The organism is Bellilinea sp. (assembly GCF_034432615.1).
GTDB lineage: Bacteria > Chloroflexota > Anaerolineae > Anaerolineales > Anaerolineaceae > Bellilinea.
Genome location: NZ_DAOUBL010000394.1, coordinates 1 through 16647, shown reverse-complemented (window position 1 = coordinate 16647; position 16647 = coordinate 1). Strand labels below are relative to the sequence as shown.

General features: G+C 50.3%; 18 protein-coding genes. 6 read left to right on the top strand and 12 right to left on the bottom strand.

The window, feature by feature from the left end:
* Nucleotides 1-25 precede the first annotated feature (25 nt).
* Both VAE48_RS17290 and hpt (VAE48_RS17285) read right to left on the bottom strand, forming a co-directional pair.
* On the bottom strand, nt 26-1147 hold the full coding sequence (locus VAE48_RS17290; RefSeq protein WP_322794586.1) for an ATP-dependent 6-phosphofructokinase: 1122 nt from the start codon (nt 1145-1147) through the stop codon (nt 26-28).
* Between the two features lie 6 nt (nt 1148-1153).
* A complete protein-coding gene (gene hpt, locus VAE48_RS17285; RefSeq protein WP_322794585.1) occupies nt 1154-1741 on the bottom strand; it encodes a hypoxanthine phosphoribosyltransferase in 588 nt (195 codons plus the stop codon).
* A gap of 86 nt (nt 1742-1827) precedes the next feature.
* On the opposite strand from hpt (VAE48_RS17285), the gene VAE48_RS17280 reads away from it, so the two are divergent.
* From VAE48_RS17280 to hpt (VAE48_RS17270), 3 genes are all read left to right on the top strand, one after another.
* On the top strand, nt 1828-2391 hold the full coding sequence (locus VAE48_RS17280) for a cytidylate kinase-like family protein (protein WP_322794584.1): 564 nt from the start codon (nt 1828-1830) through the stop codon (nt 2389-2391).
* A gap of 68 nt (nt 2392-2459) precedes the next feature.
* Nucleotides 2460-2822 carry a hypothetical protein gene (locus VAE48_RS17275; RefSeq protein WP_322794583.1) on the top strand — a complete coding sequence of 121 codons (363 nt, stop codon included), beginning with the start codon at nt 2460-2462 and terminating at the stop codon, nt 2820-2822.
* Nucleotides 2812-3402 (top strand): hypoxanthine phosphoribosyltransferase, encoded by a 591-nt coding sequence (gene hpt, locus VAE48_RS17270; RefSeq protein ID WP_322794582.1) that lies wholly within the window; start codon nt 2812-2814, stop codon nt 3400-3402. The genes VAE48_RS17275 and hpt (VAE48_RS17270) overlap by 11 nt, the downstream gene beginning before the upstream one ends.
* 406 nt (nt 3403-3808) lie before the next feature.
* Here hpt (VAE48_RS17270) and VAE48_RS17265 read toward each other — a convergent pair whose 3' ends face one another.
* Together VAE48_RS17265 and VAE48_RS17260 are read right to left on the bottom strand one after the other, a co-directional pair.
* Nucleotides 3809-4150: a (2Fe-2S) ferredoxin domain-containing protein gene (locus VAE48_RS17265; protein WP_322794581.1), complete on the bottom strand. Its 342-nt coding sequence runs from the start codon at nt 4148-4150 to the stop codon at nt 3809-3811.
* Between the two features lie 3 nt (nt 4151-4153).
* Entirely contained in the window at nt 4154-5209 is a 1056-nt protein-coding gene (locus VAE48_RS17260; protein ID WP_322794580.1) for an alpha/beta hydrolase-fold protein, read from the bottom strand.
* A gap of 142 nt (nt 5210-5351) precedes the next feature.
* On the opposite strand from VAE48_RS17260, the gene VAE48_RS17255 reads away from it, so the two are divergent.
* A complete protein-coding gene (locus VAE48_RS17255) occupies nt 5352-6413 on the top strand; it encodes a hypothetical protein (RefSeq protein ID WP_322794579.1) in 1062 nt (353 codons plus the stop codon).
* 65 nt (nt 6414-6478) lie between these two features.
* Here the strand turns inward: VAE48_RS17255 and VAE48_RS17250 are convergent, their stop codons facing one another.
* The 7 genes from VAE48_RS17250 to VAE48_RS17220 all read right to left on the bottom strand — a co-directional run bounded on the left by VAE48_RS17250 (nt 6479) and on the right by VAE48_RS17220 (nt 11892).
* On the bottom strand, nt 6479-7018 hold the full coding sequence (locus VAE48_RS17250) for a peptidylprolyl isomerase (protein WP_322794578.1): 540 nt from the start codon (nt 7016-7018) through the stop codon (nt 6479-6481).
* A gap of 73 nt (nt 7019-7091) precedes the next feature.
* Nucleotides 7092-7766, bottom strand: coding sequence for a hypothetical protein (locus tag VAE48_RS17245; RefSeq protein WP_322794577.1), 675 nt, complete (start codon nt 7764-7766; stop codon nt 7092-7094).
* Nucleotides 7767-7773: 7 nt separating this feature from the next.
* Complete coding sequence (locus VAE48_RS17240; RefSeq protein WP_322794576.1) at nt 7774-8892, bottom strand: hypothetical protein; 1119 nt, start codon at nt 8890-8892, stop codon at nt 7774-7776.
* Between the two features lie 5 nt (nt 8893-8897).
* Entirely contained in the window at nt 8898-9116 is a 219-nt protein-coding gene (locus VAE48_RS17235; RefSeq protein ID WP_322794575.1) for a hypothetical protein, read from the bottom strand.
* A gap of 14 nt (nt 9117-9130) precedes the next feature.
* Nucleotides 9131-9349, bottom strand: coding sequence for a hypothetical protein (locus tag VAE48_RS17230; protein WP_322794574.1), 219 nt, complete (start codon nt 9347-9349; stop codon nt 9131-9133).
* Nucleotides 9350-9366: 17 nt separating this feature from the next.
* Nucleotides 9367-10533, bottom strand: coding sequence for a cell division protein FtsZ (gene ftsZ, locus VAE48_RS17225; protein WP_322794573.1), 1167 nt, complete (start codon nt 10531-10533; stop codon nt 9367-9369).
* Between the two features lie 45 nt (nt 10534-10578).
* Nucleotides 10579-11892 carry a hypothetical protein gene (locus VAE48_RS17220; protein ID WP_322794572.1) on the bottom strand — a complete coding sequence of 438 codons (1314 nt, stop codon included), beginning with the start codon at nt 11890-11892 and terminating at the stop codon, nt 10579-10581.
* Between the two features lie 136 nt (nt 11893-12028).
* Between VAE48_RS17220 and VAE48_RS17215 the strand changes: the two genes are divergently transcribed.
* Together VAE48_RS17215 and VAE48_RS17210 are read left to right on the top strand one after the other, a co-directional pair.
* Nucleotides 12029-12955 (top strand): SDR family oxidoreductase, encoded by a 927-nt coding sequence (locus tag VAE48_RS17215; RefSeq protein WP_322794571.1) that lies wholly within the window; start codon nt 12029-12031, stop codon nt 12953-12955.
* The gene (locus tag VAE48_RS17210; RefSeq protein ID WP_322794570.1) at nt 12956-14407 is read left to right on the top strand and encodes a DUF3536 domain-containing protein; all 1452 of its coding nucleotides are present in this window, start codon (nt 12956-12958) and stop codon (nt 14405-14407) included. It abuts the gene before it with no gap.
* Between the two features lies 1 nt (nt 14408).
* Here the strand turns inward: VAE48_RS17210 and mutS are convergent.
* A partial coding sequence (gene mutS, locus VAE48_RS17205; protein WP_322794569.1) for a DNA mismatch repair protein MutS occupies nt 14409-16647 on the bottom strand: 2239 nt, incomplete at its 5' end.

The following is a 16647-nucleotide window of genomic DNA, read 5'->3' as shown; positions in this document are numbered from 1 at the left end:
GTACTACCCTGAGGGGGATATTTTTTTAGTCGCCTAAACTTACACCAACCAAGCGTGCACCCTGGAGCCAGGCATGGTCGAGCGGGACAGCCTTTGTCTGATTAGCCACTTCAGCCAGCGGAGTGGTCACCACCGTGCCGGAGCGTGTACCGACCATCACGCCGAAAACACCTTCCTGAATGAGCGCGGCACAGGCGGTTCCCAGCTGGGTGGCAAGGACACGGTCAGTTGCTGAGGGTGTACCTCCGCGTTGCAGGTAACCCAAAATCGTAATGCGGGTTTCCAGTTTGGTAAAGTCTTCCAAACGGTTGGCCAGATGCAGGGTATCACCGGCGGCATGTTTTTCGATGGTGTCCAGCCGCTGTTCAATCTCGGATTGTTCTTCTCCCTGCCGCAGACGGCGGTTGGCAAGGCGAGCTTTTTCAAAGAAACGTACACTTTCCTGAGAAATTGCTCCTTCTGAAACAGCGACCAGAGAAAAGCGTTTACCTTTATGGCTGCGCTGCAGGATGGCCTCAGCCACTTTTTCGGTGTGGTAGGGAATTTCCGGAATGAGAATCACATCCGCACCACCCGCAATGCCGGCTGCCAGAGTCAGCCAGCCAGTTTCGCGTCCCATCATTTCTACAATGATGATGCGGTGATGGCTGATGGCGGTGCTGTGTAATCGGTCAATTGCTTCGGCAGCCACTTCCACAGCAGTATCAAACCCGATGGAGGTATCGGTACCGGTCAAATCATTGTCAATTGTAACTGGCAGGGTGATGACGTTCAGGCCGTGCTGCATCAGGTAATATGCGCTGTTTTGAGCGTCGCTGCCGCCGATGCAGACCAGCGCATGCAGCTTCAACTTTTTATAATTTTCCAGAATCTGGTCGGTGGCATCCTTCGCAACGCCATCAATGATAACGCGGTCGGGTCGGTCGCGATTGGTGCCGAGAATGGTGCCGCCGGTGGTGAGAATGCCAGAAAATGCCGAACCTTCCAGCTCAACGGTCAATCCCTGCGCCATTCCGGTAAAACCGTCTTGAAAACCGATGATTTCCATCCCATACACCCCCGAGGCAGCCTTGCCTAGCCCACGGAGGGCGGCATTGATACCCGGGCTATCTCCTCCTGTGGTGAGAACCCCAATTCTTTTTTTCATAATACCTCACTTTTCCCCTGTTTCTGTCGCGTAGAGTTTTTTGTATTTTTCCAGATCAACCGATGCAATATAAGGCAGATTGCGCCCTTTTTCGTCAATATCCAGTCCATAACCGACCACAAAATAATCGGGTATTTCAAAGCCCAGATAATCAATTTGGATATCAACTTTGTGGCGAGCCTTTTTGTCCAGCAGAGCGCAAATTTTCAGGCTGCGGGGCTGGCGTTCTAAAAGTAATTTGCGAACCGTATAAAGGGTGTAACCGGTATCCACAATATCGTCAATCAGAATGACATCCCAACCGTAGATGTTGGTTTTGTGGTCGGCGTCAATGCGCACAAAACCGCTGGATTGGGTGCCGGCGTAGGAAGAAACCAGCATGAAGTCCATGGTCATCGGGCGGCGGATGTGGCGCATCAGGTCAGTCATGAACATCACACTACCCCGCAGTAAGCCCAATAGCAGCAACTTATCGCTATGTTGGTAATCCTGTGTTATCTGTTCACCTAAATCAGCCACTCGCTGCTGGATTTGTTCCTGAGTGATGAGAATTTCGCCGATAAATTCATAGGGGAATTTTAACCGCGGGTTCATGTTGCTCACCTCGCTGAGGATAGGGGATAATTAATCACGAATGAATCATACCACGAACTAAAACAGGGACATGCTATAATTTTGTTATGGATGTTGTAACCATCTCCCGTCAGATGGGCAGTTGGGGTTCGGTGATTGGCAGGCTGATCGCCGAGCGGATGGGGTATCAGTTGGTCTGGCGGGACTTGATTAATCAGGCGGCCTTGCGCGCAGGAGCACCGGAAGTTGCTCTGGCAATGATTGATGAACTGGGGTTGCTGGGGGTCAATCCCACCGGCCAGCAACAACAGGATTACTTAAACGCTGTCAGTCAGGTGCTCCATGAACTGGCCGATGCCGGCAGAGTGGTGATCATCGGCAGGGCGGGACAGGTTGTCCTGAGAGGACATCCACGGGTATTTCACGTGCGTGTTATTGCGGATGAAGAAGTGCGCATCCAACGGATTGTGGAGGAAAAGAAGGTCAATCCGAAAGCTGCCAGAGCGCAAATTTTGGCCAGTGATCGGGCGCGAAAATTGTACCTTGCGCGCTATTATCAGGTGGATTGGAATGACCCCTGTTTGTATCATCTGGTTATCAACACGGGAAGGATCAATTGCGAAGTGGCTGCCGAAATGATCTGCCATGCGTTGAGCAGAATCACCGTCTGACCCTTCAGAGAATTTTATCGAGAGAAAGAGGTATTCTTTCATTGTCGCAGGATGAACAAAAAAGACCTGTGTTTGCACATCCGGCAGAGGAAATTTTTGCCCGTATTTTAGATTTTTACGGAATTCGCTGGGAATATGAACCGCACACTTTTCCTCTGGAATGGGACGAGAATGGCAATGTCACCCTTGCCTTTTCCCCAGACTTTTACCTGCCGGAGCAGGATTTATACATTGAACTTACCACGCTGAGACCGCAGCTGTCCACCCGCAAAAACAAAAAAATCCGGCTGATGAACCAGTTGTACCCGCACATCAAAATCAAACTGCTCAAACGACGGGAGATGCGCGACTTAATGGTCAAATATGGATTGTTTGACGAAGCCAATCATTTGCAAGGGACGGAGGCTCAAAAGCGAAACGATGACGAATGACGATATTCTGGCAAAATACGGCGAACTCGGCAGGGATATTCGTGAAATCCTGATTACGGAAGAACAAATTCGTCAGAAAGTTAATCAGCTGGGGGAGCAGATTTCTCAAGATTATGCGGATAAAAATCCGGTGCTGGTGGGGGTTTTAAAGGGCGTCCTCTTCCTGATGGCTGATTTGTTGCGGGTCATCACCATTCCCAATGAGGTGGATTTTCTGGCGGTTGCCAGCTACTCCGCCGAAGCCCGTCAGCGGGGGATGGTGCGGCTGATCAAAGACCTGGAAATTCCCATTGATGGTCGGCATGTGTTGTTTGTGGAAGATGTGGTTGATACAGGCCTGACGCTGGGTTATCTGCTGCGCAGCCTGCGGGATCGCAACCCTGCCAGCCTGGAAGTGTGTGTGTTATTCAACAAACCGGCACACCGCTTGATTGACATCCCGTTGAAATACAAAGGATTTGACCTGCCGGATCGTTTTGTGGTTGGCTATGGGTTGGATTACAACGAACGCTATCGCAATCTGCCGTTTGTTGGACTGCTCAAGCCGGAAGTATTGAAGGGGAAAGTTAAGGATAAATGAAACAAACACCCCCGGCTGTTCGACCGGGGGTGGAATGAGCAGGGGCTCAAAGTAACCTACTTGCGTTCCTCGTCGTTTTCCTTGGGCATCCTTCTCTGGCTTTTACTTCCCGTTTTTTCAGGGGAAGGGGTTTTCCGCAACCCACCAGGAAGCGAATGCACCTTCCGGGGTGACTGTACACAGTCTTTTTAGGTAATCTGTTTTTAAGGTTTGACCCTCAAACTCTCAGTTTTACCAAAAACTCCCGGTTACCCGTCGAGGAGCCATCAATTCCTTTGAGCTCCCTGCACTTTTATTATAGGAAAATTGGCAATCGGAGTCAAGTATTTTTGATGATGTCTGGACAAATTCGTGGTGAATTTTAAGTTTTTTAATTCGGAAAAGCATACTTACACGAAATTTTGGTTTAATCATTTGGCCTGTATATTAACTCTTCAACCGGTTGATTGTTGAGCAAATGTTGAAAGAAAATTCTTTCCGCACTTTTTTCATCAATGTTCCAGTAGTAAATTCCATCCGGTTGAATCACCATTGTTGCCCCATTTTTGCAAACATCCAGGCAGCCTGCCAGTTGACACTTGACACGGGCGGGGGCATCAAAATCATCCAGATGGTATGCCTGAATTAACGAAAGCAAATGTTCAAATACCCTTTGGGCGGCCGGGCGGTCAGTGCATTTGCCGTTACCGCAAATGTAAACCCGCCGGACTGGAAAGCCTGCTGTGGGTGAAGCGGGATTTTTGGGCATGATTTACTGACCGAAAAGGTTGATAAGGGCTTCCGGCAACAGTCGCCGCCAGGCCGGGTAATTATGACCGCTGGGACTTTCCCTATATTGAAATTCATACCCTTTTTGGTCGAGCAACGCTGCCATTTGGCGGTTTGTTTCCAGCAGGGATTCGAACATTCCACAGTCCAGCCAGATCTTGAGCGGCAGGGTTTCTTGATGCTCGATCAAGCTCCACACCACCAGTTTTTGATCGCCAATGGCGAATGCACCGGATTGGGACAGCACTTTACCAAACCATTGCGGTAAACGCAAAGCGGCATAGAACGCCATTAACCCGCCCAGCGAAGCGCCGCCGATAGCCAGGCTGCCTTTTTCATCGTATGGGGAGAGAATGTTCAGATGCTGCAATGCGGCCGGGATCACCGCCATTTGCATAAATCCGAGGGTTGCTTCGGAGCAAAAATATTCCATCGTGCGGTAGCGCCTGCCATTTTCAATTAATGCCAGGGCAACGGGCTGAATTTTTCCCAATTCAACCAATTCTTCGATCAGGTGGGGGAGGAATGCCCGTTCCAGGTATTCTTTACCATCCCACATCACCATCAAAGGGACGGGTTCCTTCGTTGGGGGTTGGTAAAAATGGACTTTGCGCTTTTTACCGGCCAGCAGTTGATTTGTGGGGAGGCGCAGGCTGGTCAGGCTGCCTTTGAGCGGGGGCGGTTCTTCGGGGAGGAAATTTTTCATCTCGGAGGATGGGAAGGTGAAGAAGTGATTGAATTTTCCCATCCCATTGGGTGTGCGGTGAGGATTGTGAGGATCGTGAATGCGGCGATTATTGCGGAGAAAGGCATACTCAATGTAAGACCCCCACGGTAATTTGAAAGAATAGATCCATAAATCATTTTCAAGCAGCTCAAACTGGATTGGATGTTCTACATCCCAGCAATTCAAATCCGAAATAATGGAGGGAGGATGGTCACCCACCCAACACAGATAAATTTTGTCATTCAAAATCACCGGATTGCCCGATTCCAGCAAATGGGAGCGAATTAAGTCGGTAATTTCTGAATTTTCCATAGTTGCTCCAAATGACCTCTTTTCTTTAATCTGATATTGAGTATACTTGCAATTGTGAATTCGGATAGGTATTATCTTTTCGCAGAATCCATACCGCTTCAAGGCATGGATATTCTTTTTGAAATGTGAGTGAGATTACAAAATGAAGAAAAAAATCGCCGTTTTGGCCAATTTGAAGAAAAATGCTCCCCGCTGGGAGGGAATGCCGGCCGATCAGTGGGATGATCTGGATTCTGAATCAACCGTCAATGCTATTGTGAATGCCATCCGCTCCGGCGGTTACGAGGCAGAATTTTTTGAGGGTGATCTTCGCCTGGTGGAGGAATTGGGACGCTATCAACCGGATATTTGTTTCAATATCTGTGAGAGCCACTTCGGAGATGCACGAGAGGCTCAAATTCCGGCTTTGTTGGAGATGATGCGGATCCCCTACACAGGCTCCAAAGTGCTAACCCTGGCGTTAGCCCTGGACAAACCAATGACCAAGCGTGTACTGACCTATCATGATCTGCCTACGCCCGATTTTCAATCCTTTGAACGCCCAGATGAACCACTGTCGGAAGGGATGCAATTTCCTTTGTTCGTTAAACCCAGCCGGGAAGGCACCGGCATGGGAGTCAGCGCCAATTCCATTGTTCACAATGAGAAAGAATTACGCCAACAGGTGGCTTACGTTCTGGAAAAATATCGGCAGACGGTACTGGTAGAACGTTATATTGAAGGACGGGAAGTGACGGTGGGCATGGTCGGAAACCTGATCGGGCCGGTTGCCCGCCGATTGCCGCAAAATTTGAATGCCCCTCGTATTCAAGCCGGGCTTCGCTTTTTCCCGCCGATGGAAGTGGACTTGAAGCCGTTTGCAGATAGCGACGTGGTTTATTCAAACCGGCTGAAAGTGCAGCTGGCCGAGGATTTGAACTACCTCTGCCCGGCTCCGCTGGATGATGAAATGGTAGATGAATTGAACTGGCTGGCAGCGGCTGTCTTCCGGGTATGTGGATGTCTGGATGTGGCCCGCGTTGATTTTCGGTTAGACGCGAACGACAACTGGAAACCCTACATTCTGGAAGTAAATCCGCTGCCGGGGTTGTCTCCGGGAATTTCGGATATTGTCATCGAAGCGGCAGCCGATGGTATCAGTCATAGCGAACTGGTGCTGATGATTTTACACACAGCAATGAAACGCTATGGGATGTTGGATTGAGTTTATTTAACTAAACTAAAAAAAATCACGACCGGTTCGATGTAGAAACCGGTCGTGTTTTTCACTTAATTCTCTTCTTCCTCGTCCTCAAATTCAAATTCGTCGAAATCTTCTTCTTCTCCACCATGGGCGTGGCCGTGTTCCAATTCTTCTTCTGTGGCGGCGCGCAGGTCAAGGATTTTGACGTCAAATTCGAGGGTTTTACCCGCCAGCGGATGGTTGAAATTCAGCCGAATCGAGTCTTTGGTAACCCGGTCAATGGTTGCCAGCAAAGTTTCATCATCTTCGTCTCGAATTTCCAGTTCGGTGCCAACTTCCAGTGGAATTTCTTTGGGAAAGTCGCTGCGCGGAACTTCCATAAAGGCTTCAGGATCTTCATCACCATAGCCGTCTTCCGGTTTGACGATCACTTTTTTAGAGTCACCGACGTTCAACCCATATAATTCTCTTTCCAAACCCGGAATAATGTTCCGGTAGCCCTGCAAGAAGATCAAGGGATCTGATTCTTCTGAGGTATCAATAACTTCGCCGTTGACGGTCAAAGTGTACGCCATGGTGACGACCACATCATCGGCAACCACTGTGGGAGCGGCTTTTTGATTCATGTTTATCTCCAATCTTTCTGGACTTGCCCAGAGCAAAATATATTAACTTTTAGATTATAACATCAAAACAGTCTTATTCTCCAAACACTTCACATTTTATAGGGCTTTGTGGAGAAGTCAGTTTTTCCCAGTGAAGAATTGCCTCGTCAAAAGGTAGATTGGAACGCCAATGATCGGGTATGATGTGAGTCCAATGAATTTTCTGAAAAGCAGTGTGTTCCAAGGCAACAAATTGCTCGCAGAGCCGCGATAAGTAAATACGCTCAACCGCTATCACGCCATCGGTCAGGTCGGATGGGGAAAACACCTCATCTGATGTTAGATCTGCGGCGAAGAACGAAATTGCCTGATGATCCATCAAAATATAATTGTCCCATGCCATTTGAGTTTGCAATGAAACTTGCTGTATGAAACGAGGGTTGAGCGTTTTATCTGTTGTTATTCTGAATGCGCTCAAAGGAAAACTCTCTTGCCCGATTGGCGAGGGGTAAATCGGCTGCATGATGATTTTAGGTTCTGGAAAATAGAGGATCAGGCCCCAAACCGAGATAAGTTCCGGTTGGTTTTTCTCCAGTTGATCAATGTGAATTAATAAGATATTTTGCTGGTGGGGTGAAGCAGGACGGTTTATCTCAGGGGTATGTTCCTTATCGCCAGCTGCTTCAAGCGATTTTTGCGCAATAAAAATCCCTGCCGCCAGACAGGCAAAGAAGGCGAGGATGGACAGGAGGAGGATCAATTTGCGCATTTTATGACTATTTTTTATTTTGACATTTGGGAATAGGAATGCTCTTTGGTCGTCCCGGGCGATTGCTGGTGGCGGAAGGGTTGGTTTGTTGAATTACAGCCTGCAAGGCAGAGTAAAAGGGGTGATAAGTCTGCCGCCCGGTCAGCAAGGCGGTTTGATTTCCGAATGGTTTGCCAGCAGGGGGAGGATTCAAACTGGATAAAAATACCACCCCCATATAAAGTTGAGAACGCATCTGAATCAATGCCTGCTTCAGCCACTCTGCTTGTTGTACCGACTGAGCATACTTTTGATCGGCTACGTCTATTGTACCATCGGGTGGGTTAATCAAGGTAACCCAGAGGATGCCTTCTGCATGATCATTGTTCAACATGGTTTGGCGAACCAGTTCATAATGCCGCAAGGCAAAAGGATCCTCTCCAGAAGCAGGGCGAACGGGGTCACCACTCAGTACCGGCATCTGAATGCTCAAAACCGGCATCCATGTTTTTGCTCCATAATCATATAAAGCCTGAAGGAAATCGAGATCATCCCAATCCTCACTGTCTGAAGCGGGATTCAGGGGTTGAAGACCACCGGCAATCAACAGCAGGTCACTTCCACGTGAGTTAAGGGCAGTCTTGACCTCCATAAAGAAGTTTGCGTACTGATAGGGATCAGGAGTATTGCCCCAACCCTGGCGTGTATTGGCTGCCGGCAGCAATTCGACGGCACGCAGTGTGGGCTGATAACGCTGATAAAGCCAAAAAAGCCACTGCGCGGTAATATCGGCGTTCAGTCCTGTTTCGGTTTTTGCCCAGCCGGGTGGATTGTAAAGGCGAAGCATGACCACTACCCCGCGTCCGGTGAGGGCGTCAAATACCGCATCGAGTGCACCTAATTCAGGCGAACTGGAAATTTGCGGCATGGCCTCTGCCCAATCGAGCGGAATGGCTACCCAGTCGAGGGGTAATTCACCTACCATCTGAGTGCCTTCAATGTTTAGTGCGCTTTGTGGATGAATCCAGGCTCCATAACCAAAATCTGGCGAGCCGGGTACACCACGAACAGCCTGGATGGTTTGTAGTGGAAAGATCAACAAACACAGGAAAAATCCAACAATTCCCGATTGCAAAGCACGTTTCATGGAAATCACCGCAGGAATTGCAGAAAGTGGGGGATTGAAAAACCGACAAAGAATCCGAACAAACCGCTGAAGATCACTATAGACAGGTAGAATTTCAGGTCAGGTGTATTTTTCAACAGAACCGCCTGTCGGATCAAATTACGCAGCCAAACCGAGCGGGTGAGAAGGTCAATTGCCACATCCCAAAAGATCAATTCGCATTTGTTATACAGTGAACCATTCATGATCAACCTCCAGTTCAACGGGATGAGGTCAGTTTGGTGATTTTCCCCTCAGCACTTACGACGGCTCGAATGGTATGCCGGATTGTTTGACCGTTAGCTGTGGTCGCTTTACTCTCAAAAATCAGCAAAAAAGTGGTGCTGGTTTGAGGTTTGACCTTGGGGGTTACTCCACGCACTTCGGGGTGTTTTTGATACACCTGCCGGCATACAGTTTGGAGGACTTTGGCATCCATGAGTGCTTCCTGTATTTTTATCTGACTCGGCGGCGCAGAAATGCGGGAATATCCAAATCCGCTTGAATTGCGGCAGGTTCCTGGGCAGGGGAGGTTTCGGTCCGCTCCATAATCGGTAGGGGGCGAGGCGCGGGAGTGGGAACAGCCACCGCTTCGGGTTGTTGGACTGGACGAGCGGCAACCCTGGGTACTTCAATCGGGGTTGCTCCAATGCCGGTCAAAACCATGATCACCTCAACGCGATCTCCCATGCGTTCATCCGTGATCACACCGGGGATAATTTCGGCCTGATTGTTGGTTTTTTCCTGCAATTCGGTCAGTGCTTCCATGACTTCCATAAAGGTCAGGTCTGAGCCGGCGGTGAAGTTGACGATAATGCCGGATACATTTTCAAGATGAATATCATCAATCAAGGGGTGGTGGAGAGCCTGTTCGATGGCTTTTTGAGCCTTGCGTTCCCCCTGACCGAAACCAATGGATAACAGCGAGCCTCCCCCGGATTGCATCACGGTGCGGATATGGGCAAAATCCACATTGATTAATCCGGGTTCTGTGATCAATTCAGATATACCCTGAATGCCCTGTCGCAGGACATCATCCGCCAACCGGAAGGCCATTTCGAGGGTCAGGTCTCGCGAGGCAATTTTCAGCAGCCGGTCGTTGGGAATGGTGATGAGGGTATCAGTATATGGGCGCAGACGCGCCAGACCCTCACGGGCATTGGTTTGGCGGCGTCCAATTTCAAAACCAAACGGGGTGGTAACCACAGCGACTGTTACTGCGCCCAAAGCGCGAGCCACCCTTGCAGCAATGGAAATTGCTCCGGTTCCAGTGCCGCCACCCATGCCGGCGGTGAGAAATACCATATCTGCGCCGGCCAGCGCGGAATTGAGCTCTTTGTAACTTTCCTCCGCTGCGGCTTCGCCAATTTTCCAGTCACCGCCGGCGCCCAGTCCTCTGGTCAGCCGCGGCCCCAGTTGAATTTTGGTGGGCGCAAGGCTGTTTTTCAACGCCTGAGCATCGGTGTTGGCTGCAATAAATTCGACGCCGCTGATACCCAACTCGATCATGCGGTTAATGGCGTTCGATCCACCGCCACCTAAACCGATGACCTTCAAAACTGGCTTATGTAATCCGCTGGGTGATGTGGATTGAGATGAGGGGGTGTGAATGGTCATGTTCATGGTTTTCCGCTCCTTAATCACCAAGATGCAATAGTCGTGCCAGCCTCACTCCAACCAGTCAATCTGGCAGCCTTGTTTTTGTAAAGTTTCCAGAAGATCTGCCGGAACTTTTTCGGCTGTTACTGCCATAGTAATGCGGTTTGCCAGTCGGGCTTCATCCAGTGAGAAACCTATTGTAGGAAGATGCTGCAGGATGAAAGTTGAATGTTTTTGCAAAAGAGAAGCAAGATTGACTTCTCCATTTTCACCGAGATAAAGGTAATGCTGAAGGGGACGAATTGCTTTTCGCAAGGAGTCTTCATCCAGAATTCCATGCACCAAAGGTCGCTTCGTCTGAATGTTTTTTGCAGCACAGAGGTGAAAAGCTGCTTTGCGCGCCGGTTGAGTTTCTTCAAACCAGGCAAACGGCGAAAAATTCGTATCCTGCTCGGCGCTCAGCAGCCAGAAATTTACGCTGATGATTTCTTCAGGCAAAATGAGCCCCGTGCTGCCAGCGGCGGTTTGGGGCATGCTGGAGGCGCTTAGAAGGTTGAGAATTTCAACATAGTTTTCATCTATTTCGGGCAATTTTGCAGAGTCCGCTTGCAATGTTTCAGGCGCAGCGGGCAGCCCTGCTTGCAGAAGTATCATCGGGGACTTTTTTTGAAGCACTGCTTCACTGATCGCGCTGTACCAATCAAAGGTGCAGAAACCACGCTGATCTTGCGAGTGGGGGGGAGTGAAGTAGGGACGGGCTTCCGGCCAGCGTTCCGGACCTCCTTCCCCCCAGTTCAGCGGGCGTTGAAAAGTCCAGCCATAAACGGAGAGAATCAACCGCTCCAGCAGCATGTTTAACTTGCGGCGTTCAATCGCCTGTAAAGCAGCCCGCAGGAAGGTGGTATCCCAAAAACTTCCACCTGGTTCCAACGGTGGAAAAAGGGGATAAGCATCAGTCTGAATGCAAAGTCCGGCGAGCGGTAAATAGCGATCCAAAAAACGTTCAACCAGATCTTGCTGAGCCCACTGATTTGCCGGCCAGGATTGATGGATATTGGGTCGGTCAAAAAACTGGTGAAAAGTTGCCCCCCAACTCGCATACGCTTCAATCAATGGGGAAATGGATTTCAGATCCGGGGGACTTTGCAGACTGATCGGGAATTGAACGATTGGCTGAATTCCAGCCTTTAGCAACCCGCCGATGAAGTATTCGGGTATAGCCCTGTTGATCTCGGTGCGAAGAACCAGCCACCCAACACCCAAATCCATTAAAAGAGGCAGCCACTGCTGCAAGTCTTTTTCGGTGTAATGCAGAGTATCCGGGAAATAATGAAAACCAAGTTTCTGACGAGAAGAAAAAGGAAAAGGTGTAATCGAGTTCATGGCTTTTTCACCGGTGATTTTTCAAAACAGGGAGGATTGACGACTTAAAATGCAAGTTCTATGCCATTTGGAGGGAGTCAAACGTTAACCAATATCTCCAATAAAAATGGACAATTCTGCTATAATTCAACCAGTCATGATTCTCATAACCGGTGGTACCGGTTTTGTTGGTAAAGCACTTGTCCAACACCTGATTGCCTCCGGCAAAGCAGTGCGGATTTTGTTGCGCCCCTCCAAAGTTTCCCCCCAACTTCCGCGTGGTATTTCGGTGGATGCAGCTGTTTGCAGCCTGCGCGATGAGCGTGGCCTACGGGCAGCGATGCGTGGTGTGGATACAATTGTTCACCTTGCCGGCTGTGAGCGACGAAGCGGGCGGGGAAACCTGACCGAGGTAGATGTGCTGGGGACCCAGGGATTGGTCAACGCCGCAAAAGAGGCGGGTATTCAACGCATTCTGTATTTGAGCCATCTGGGGGCCGATCAGGCATCTGCCTATCCCCTTTTGCGCGCAAAAGGACTGGCCGAAAATATTCTGATTCGTTCGGGGCTGGATTACACCATTCTCCGTTCGGCGGTCATTTTTGGACCGGGTGATCAATTTACCACTGCATTTTCACGTTTGTTGCGCATTTCGCCGGGTTTTGTGCTGATTCCCGGCGAGGGGAGTTCCCGGTTGCAACCGGTTTGGATTGAGGATTTGGTTAATTGTCTGGCACTGGCAATTGAACGGGATGATTTGATCGGTCAAACCATTTCTATTGGCGGAATTGAAGCGCTTTCTTTTCGTCAGGTTTTGCTTTACATTATGGAGGCTGCCGGTGTTCATCGGCGGTTTTGGAGTGTGTCTCCCCCAACGCTCCGTTTGCTGGCGCTGATTGCCGATCAGTTCCCCAACTTCCCGGTTTCAATATACTGGCTGGATTATCTTGCGGTTGATCGTACAACCCTGTTGGATTCGATCCCACGCACTTTTGGAATATTACCAGCCCGTTTTTACCGGCAGCTGAATTACCTGACACAACCCATCAAACAACCTGGCCGAAAAAGGGGCTTTGTATTGTAGATGAGCGAAAAAGCCGTTTGTATTCATGGTCATTATTACCAACCGGTACGTGAAGATCCCCTCACCGGTGAGGTGCCCAAAGAACCGGGGGCACATCCCTATCGGAATTGGAATGAGCGGATTCATGATCAGTGTTACCGCCCCAATGCTGAATTGGGCAATTTCGAGAAAATCAGTTTCGATCTCGGCCCGACCCTGATCAACTGGATGATTTCCTATGACCCGGCCACCTTTGCCAGAATTGTCGAGCAGGAAAGGCGCAACTATCAACGTTTTGGGGTGGGCAATGGAATGGCCCAACCCTATCATCACACCATTTTACCGCTGGCAAATCGTCATGATAAAATAACCCAAATTCGATGGGGTATTGCCGATTTTGAATACCGATTTGGTCACCTGCCAGCCGGTTTATGGCTGCCGGAAGCAGCCGTTGATATGGAAACCCTGCAAATTCTGGCGGATGAAGGAATTGAATTTACCATTCTTGCACCCTGGCAGTCCGAAGATTCTCAAGTAGACGTTGGACAACCCTACTGGGTAGATGTGGGGGAAAACCGGCGCATTACCGTATTTTTCTATGAAGCCGAGCTGAGCATGCGGGTGAGTTTTGACCCGCTGGCAACCTCCAATGGCGACCGATTCATGACTGAATTTATCCTGCCACGCCTTTCAACAAACGGGCATCCTTCGGATGAAGCCAGGTTGTACATCATTGCTTCGGATGGTGAGTTATATGGGCATCACCAGCCTTTCCGCGATAAGTTTTTGTATTACCTGACTCATCGTGAATTTTCACACCCGCGATTGGTGCAGTTCACCTACCCGGGTTTATGGCTCAGACAGCATCCTGCCAGCCGTACAGCGCGCATACGCGAAAATACCTCGTGGAGCTGTCACCACGGTGTGGCACGCTGGAAAGAAGCCTGCCCGTGCGCTCCGAATGGCGATTGGAAGTCTAAATTGCGGCAGGCCCTGGATTGGGTTGCTCTCAAGGTGGATGAACAGTTTGTCAATTCAATTTCACCTTACACCGATGACCCGTGGCAATTACTATATGCCTATATTGAGGTACTGCATGGAAAGATTTCTGTGAGGGAATTGATTCAAAGAGAATTGAATCAGTCTCTGGAAGAGGATCAGCTTCACAGGATAGATTTACTGTTGCGGGCGCAGCTGTATAAACAACGCATGTTTACTTCCTGCGGTTGGTTTTTTGAAGATTTTGATCGGATCGAACCGCGAATTGTGGTGGTCAGTGCAGCGCAGGCGATCTGGTGGGTGCGACAGGCTACCGGCATTGATCTGATTCCGGCAGCCAAAGAGCGGTTGGCGGAGGTGCGTTCGTGGCGCTCCAGTCTGCGTGGGGATCAGGTGTTCATGAATCACATCGAGCGGCTGCGTTACGAACAGCTGTCCTTCCCCTTTGTACAGTCGGACATTGAGCGATTTTAGGTTAATCGGATTTATCTAAAAATTTGCGCTGCCATTCATATAATTTATTCAGCGCTTCGATGGGCGAGAGATTATTGATATCCAGTTTTTTCAATTCGTCCAGTAATGGATTGGTCTCTGGAAAGAGGGCAATTTGCCGGGCAGCCAGCGGGTCAATGCGTACAGCCTTTCCGGCTGAGGCTTCCAGCTGACGCAGAATTTCGGTGGCGCGCTGCACAACCGCCTGCGGCAGGCCGGCCAGTTGCGCAACGTGGATGCCGTAGGAGCGGTCGGCGCCACCCGGCACAATTTTATGCAGGAACACCACTTTGCCTTCGGATTCGCTTACGGCAACGTTGTAGTTGCGCACGCCGGGTAACAATTCACCGAGTTGGGTCAATTCGTGGTAATGTGTGGCAAAGAGCGTGCGCGCTCGCAGGCGAGGGTGATTGTGAATGTACTCCACGACTGCCCACGCAATCGAGAGACCGTCGTAAGTGCTGGTGCCGCGTCCAATTTCATCCAGGATCAGCAGACTGCGGTTGGTAGCATGGTGCAGGATATTGGCCGTTTCGACCATTTCCACCATAAAGGTGGACTGCCCGGCATGGATTTCATCCTGAGCGCCGATGCGCGTAAAAATGCGGTCCACCAGCCCGATGGTTGCCTGACGGGCTGGCACAAAACTGCCAATTTGCGCCATGAGAACAATCAAGGCAACCTGACGAAGAAAGGTGGACTTGCCACTCATATTCGGGCCGGTGATGATGCGAACCGTTTCTCCTGCTTCAAATACGGCATCATTGGGAACAAACCGTTCACCGATCAGTGTCCGTTCCACTACGGGGTGGCGACCGTCGCGGATATCCAGTGTGTTATCCTCGGTCAGTTGGGGTCGGCAGTACTCGCCGATGGCAGCCGCTTCTGCCAGTGAGGCAAGCGTATCCAGTTCCGCCAGTGCCGTGGCGCTGCTCAGCAGTTTAGGCGCAGCCACGGCAATTTGCAGGCAGACTTGTTGGAAAAGACGATTCTCTATTTCTCGAATGCGCTCCTCTGCGTTCAGCACCAACGCCTCGTATTCCTTCATTTCGGGGGTGATGAAGCGTTCAGCATTGACCAGGGTTTGCTTGCGGATGTATTCGGCGGGGGCAAGGTGGGCTGCGCCGCGAGAAATTTCAATGTAGTAACCAAAGACTTTGTTATATCCCACCTTGAGGGTCTTGATGCCGGTGCGCTCCCGTTCCACCTCTTCCAGCCGCGAAATCCACTCACGGGCGTGGGCGGATGAGTCAATCACCGAATCCAGCTCTGTTGAATAACCGCGGCGGATTATTCCAGTATTCTGCAGCGTAGCAGGCGGATCATCGCTGATAGCTGCTTCCAGAAGGTTTAAAACTTCAGGGCAGTCATGAAGGTTTTCCAGCAGCTCAGAAAGGTGCTTCAGATGGGAGGGTATCCGTTGCCGAATCAGCGGCAACAGGCGCAGGGTTGAGCGCAGGCTGACCAGATCGCGGGGGGTTGCGTGGCCGGTTACTATCCGGTTGGTCAGGCGTTCCAGATCAACCAGCGGCCGGAGGCTTGCCCTCAATTCGCTGCGCAGAATGCCATCTTCCAATAATTCAGCAATTCGATCCTGACGGCGTTGAATGGCAGGAATATCCAGGAGCGGTTTGCTCACCCACTGACGGATCAGCCGTTTGCCCATGGGGGTAACGGAGTGATCCAAAACGCTTAACAGTGAGCCTTCCATTCCACCGCTGCGCAAGGTTTCAGTAAGCTCAAGATTTCGGCGGGTGGCAGCATCCAGCACCATGAAATCGCCCAGCGTGTAGGTAGCAATCTGTTTCAGCAGGCGCAGTGCCGAAGGCTGGGTTTCTTGAAGGTATTGCAGGATTGCCCCGGCTGCGCGAATTGCCAGCGCTTTACCGCGCAAGCCAAAGCCATCCAGCGAAGCCACTTCAAAATGTCGTAAAAGTGTTTCCTGACAGCGCCCGCTTTCAAAACGCCAGGTCTGCCAGCGAGTCACATGTCCCGGCAGGTTATGATTGAGTTCCAATGCTTCCGGCAGAATAATTTCAGCCGGCTGCAGGCGAATCAGTTCAGCGCGCAGGATGTTTTCAGTATCGCCCTCATCGGTCAGTTCGGTGGCCAAAAACTCACCGGTTGTGATATCCACATAAGCAATGCCTGCGCGGTTATCCTGAAGGACAACCCCAGCCAGATAATTGTTGCGATCCCCCTTGAGCAGGGTTGGTTCAATG

What these genes read in the sequence shown, in the direction of transcription:
- ftsZ (WP_322794573.1), bottom strand. Translation starts at nt 10,533, where the DNA reads ATGAACATGACCATTCACACCCCCTCATCTCAATCCACATCACCCAGC.
- VAE48_RS17215 (WP_322794571.1), top strand. Translation starts at nt 12,029, where the DNA reads ATGATTCTCATAACCGGTGGTACCGGTTTTGTTGGTAAAGCACTTGTC.
- VAE48_RS17245 (WP_322794577.1), bottom strand. Translation starts at nt 7,766, where the DNA reads ATGCGCAAATTGATCCTCCTCCTGTCCATCCTCGCCTTCTTTGCCTGT.
- VAE48_RS17280 (WP_322794584.1), top strand. Translation starts at nt 1,828, where the DNA reads ATGGATGTTGTAACCATCTCCCGTCAGATGGGCAGTTGGGGTTCGGTG.
- VAE48_RS17210 (WP_322794570.1), top strand. Translation starts at nt 12,956, where the DNA reads ATGAGCGAAAAAGCCGTTTGTATTCATGGTCATTATTACCAACCGGTA.
- VAE48_RS17255 (WP_322794579.1), top strand. Translation starts at nt 5,352, where the DNA reads ATGAAGAAAAAAATCGCCGTTTTGGCCAATTTGAAGAAAAATGCTCCC.
- VAE48_RS17250 (WP_322794578.1), bottom strand. Translation starts at nt 7,018, where the DNA reads ATGAATCAAAAAGCCGCTCCCACAGTGGTTGCCGATGATGTGGTCGTC.
- hpt (WP_322794585.1), bottom strand. Translation starts at nt 1,741, where the DNA reads ATGAACCCGCGGTTAAAATTCCCCTATGAATTTATCGGCGAAATTCTC.
- VAE48_RS17235 (WP_322794575.1), bottom strand. Translation starts at nt 9,116, where the DNA reads ATGAATGGTTCACTGTATAACAAATGCGAATTGATCTTTTGGGATGTG.
- VAE48_RS17230 (WP_322794574.1), bottom strand. Translation starts at nt 9,349, where the DNA reads ATGGATGCCAAAGTCCTCCAAACTGTATGCCGGCAGGTGTATCAAAAA.
- VAE48_RS17260 (WP_322794580.1), bottom strand. Translation starts at nt 5,209, where the DNA reads ATGGAAAATTCAGAAATTACCGACTTAATTCGCTCCCATTTGCTGGAA.
- hpt (WP_322794582.1), top strand. Translation starts at nt 2,812, where the DNA reads ATGACGAATGACGATATTCTGGCAAAATACGGCGAACTCGGCAGGGAT.
- VAE48_RS17240 (WP_322794576.1), bottom strand. Translation starts at nt 8,892, where the DNA reads ATGAAACGTGCTTTGCAATCGGGAATTGTTGGATTTTTCCTGTGTTTG.
- VAE48_RS17290 (WP_322794586.1), bottom strand. Translation starts at nt 1,147, where the DNA reads ATGAAAAAAAGAATTGGGGTTCTCACCACAGGAGGAGATAGCCCGGGT.
- VAE48_RS17265 (WP_322794581.1), bottom strand. Translation starts at nt 4,150, where the DNA reads ATGCCCAAAAATCCCGCTTCACCCACAGCAGGCTTTCCAGTCCGGCGG.
- VAE48_RS17220 (WP_322794572.1), bottom strand. Translation starts at nt 11,892, where the DNA reads ATGAACTCGATTACACCTTTTCCTTTTTCTTCTCGTCAGAAACTTGGT.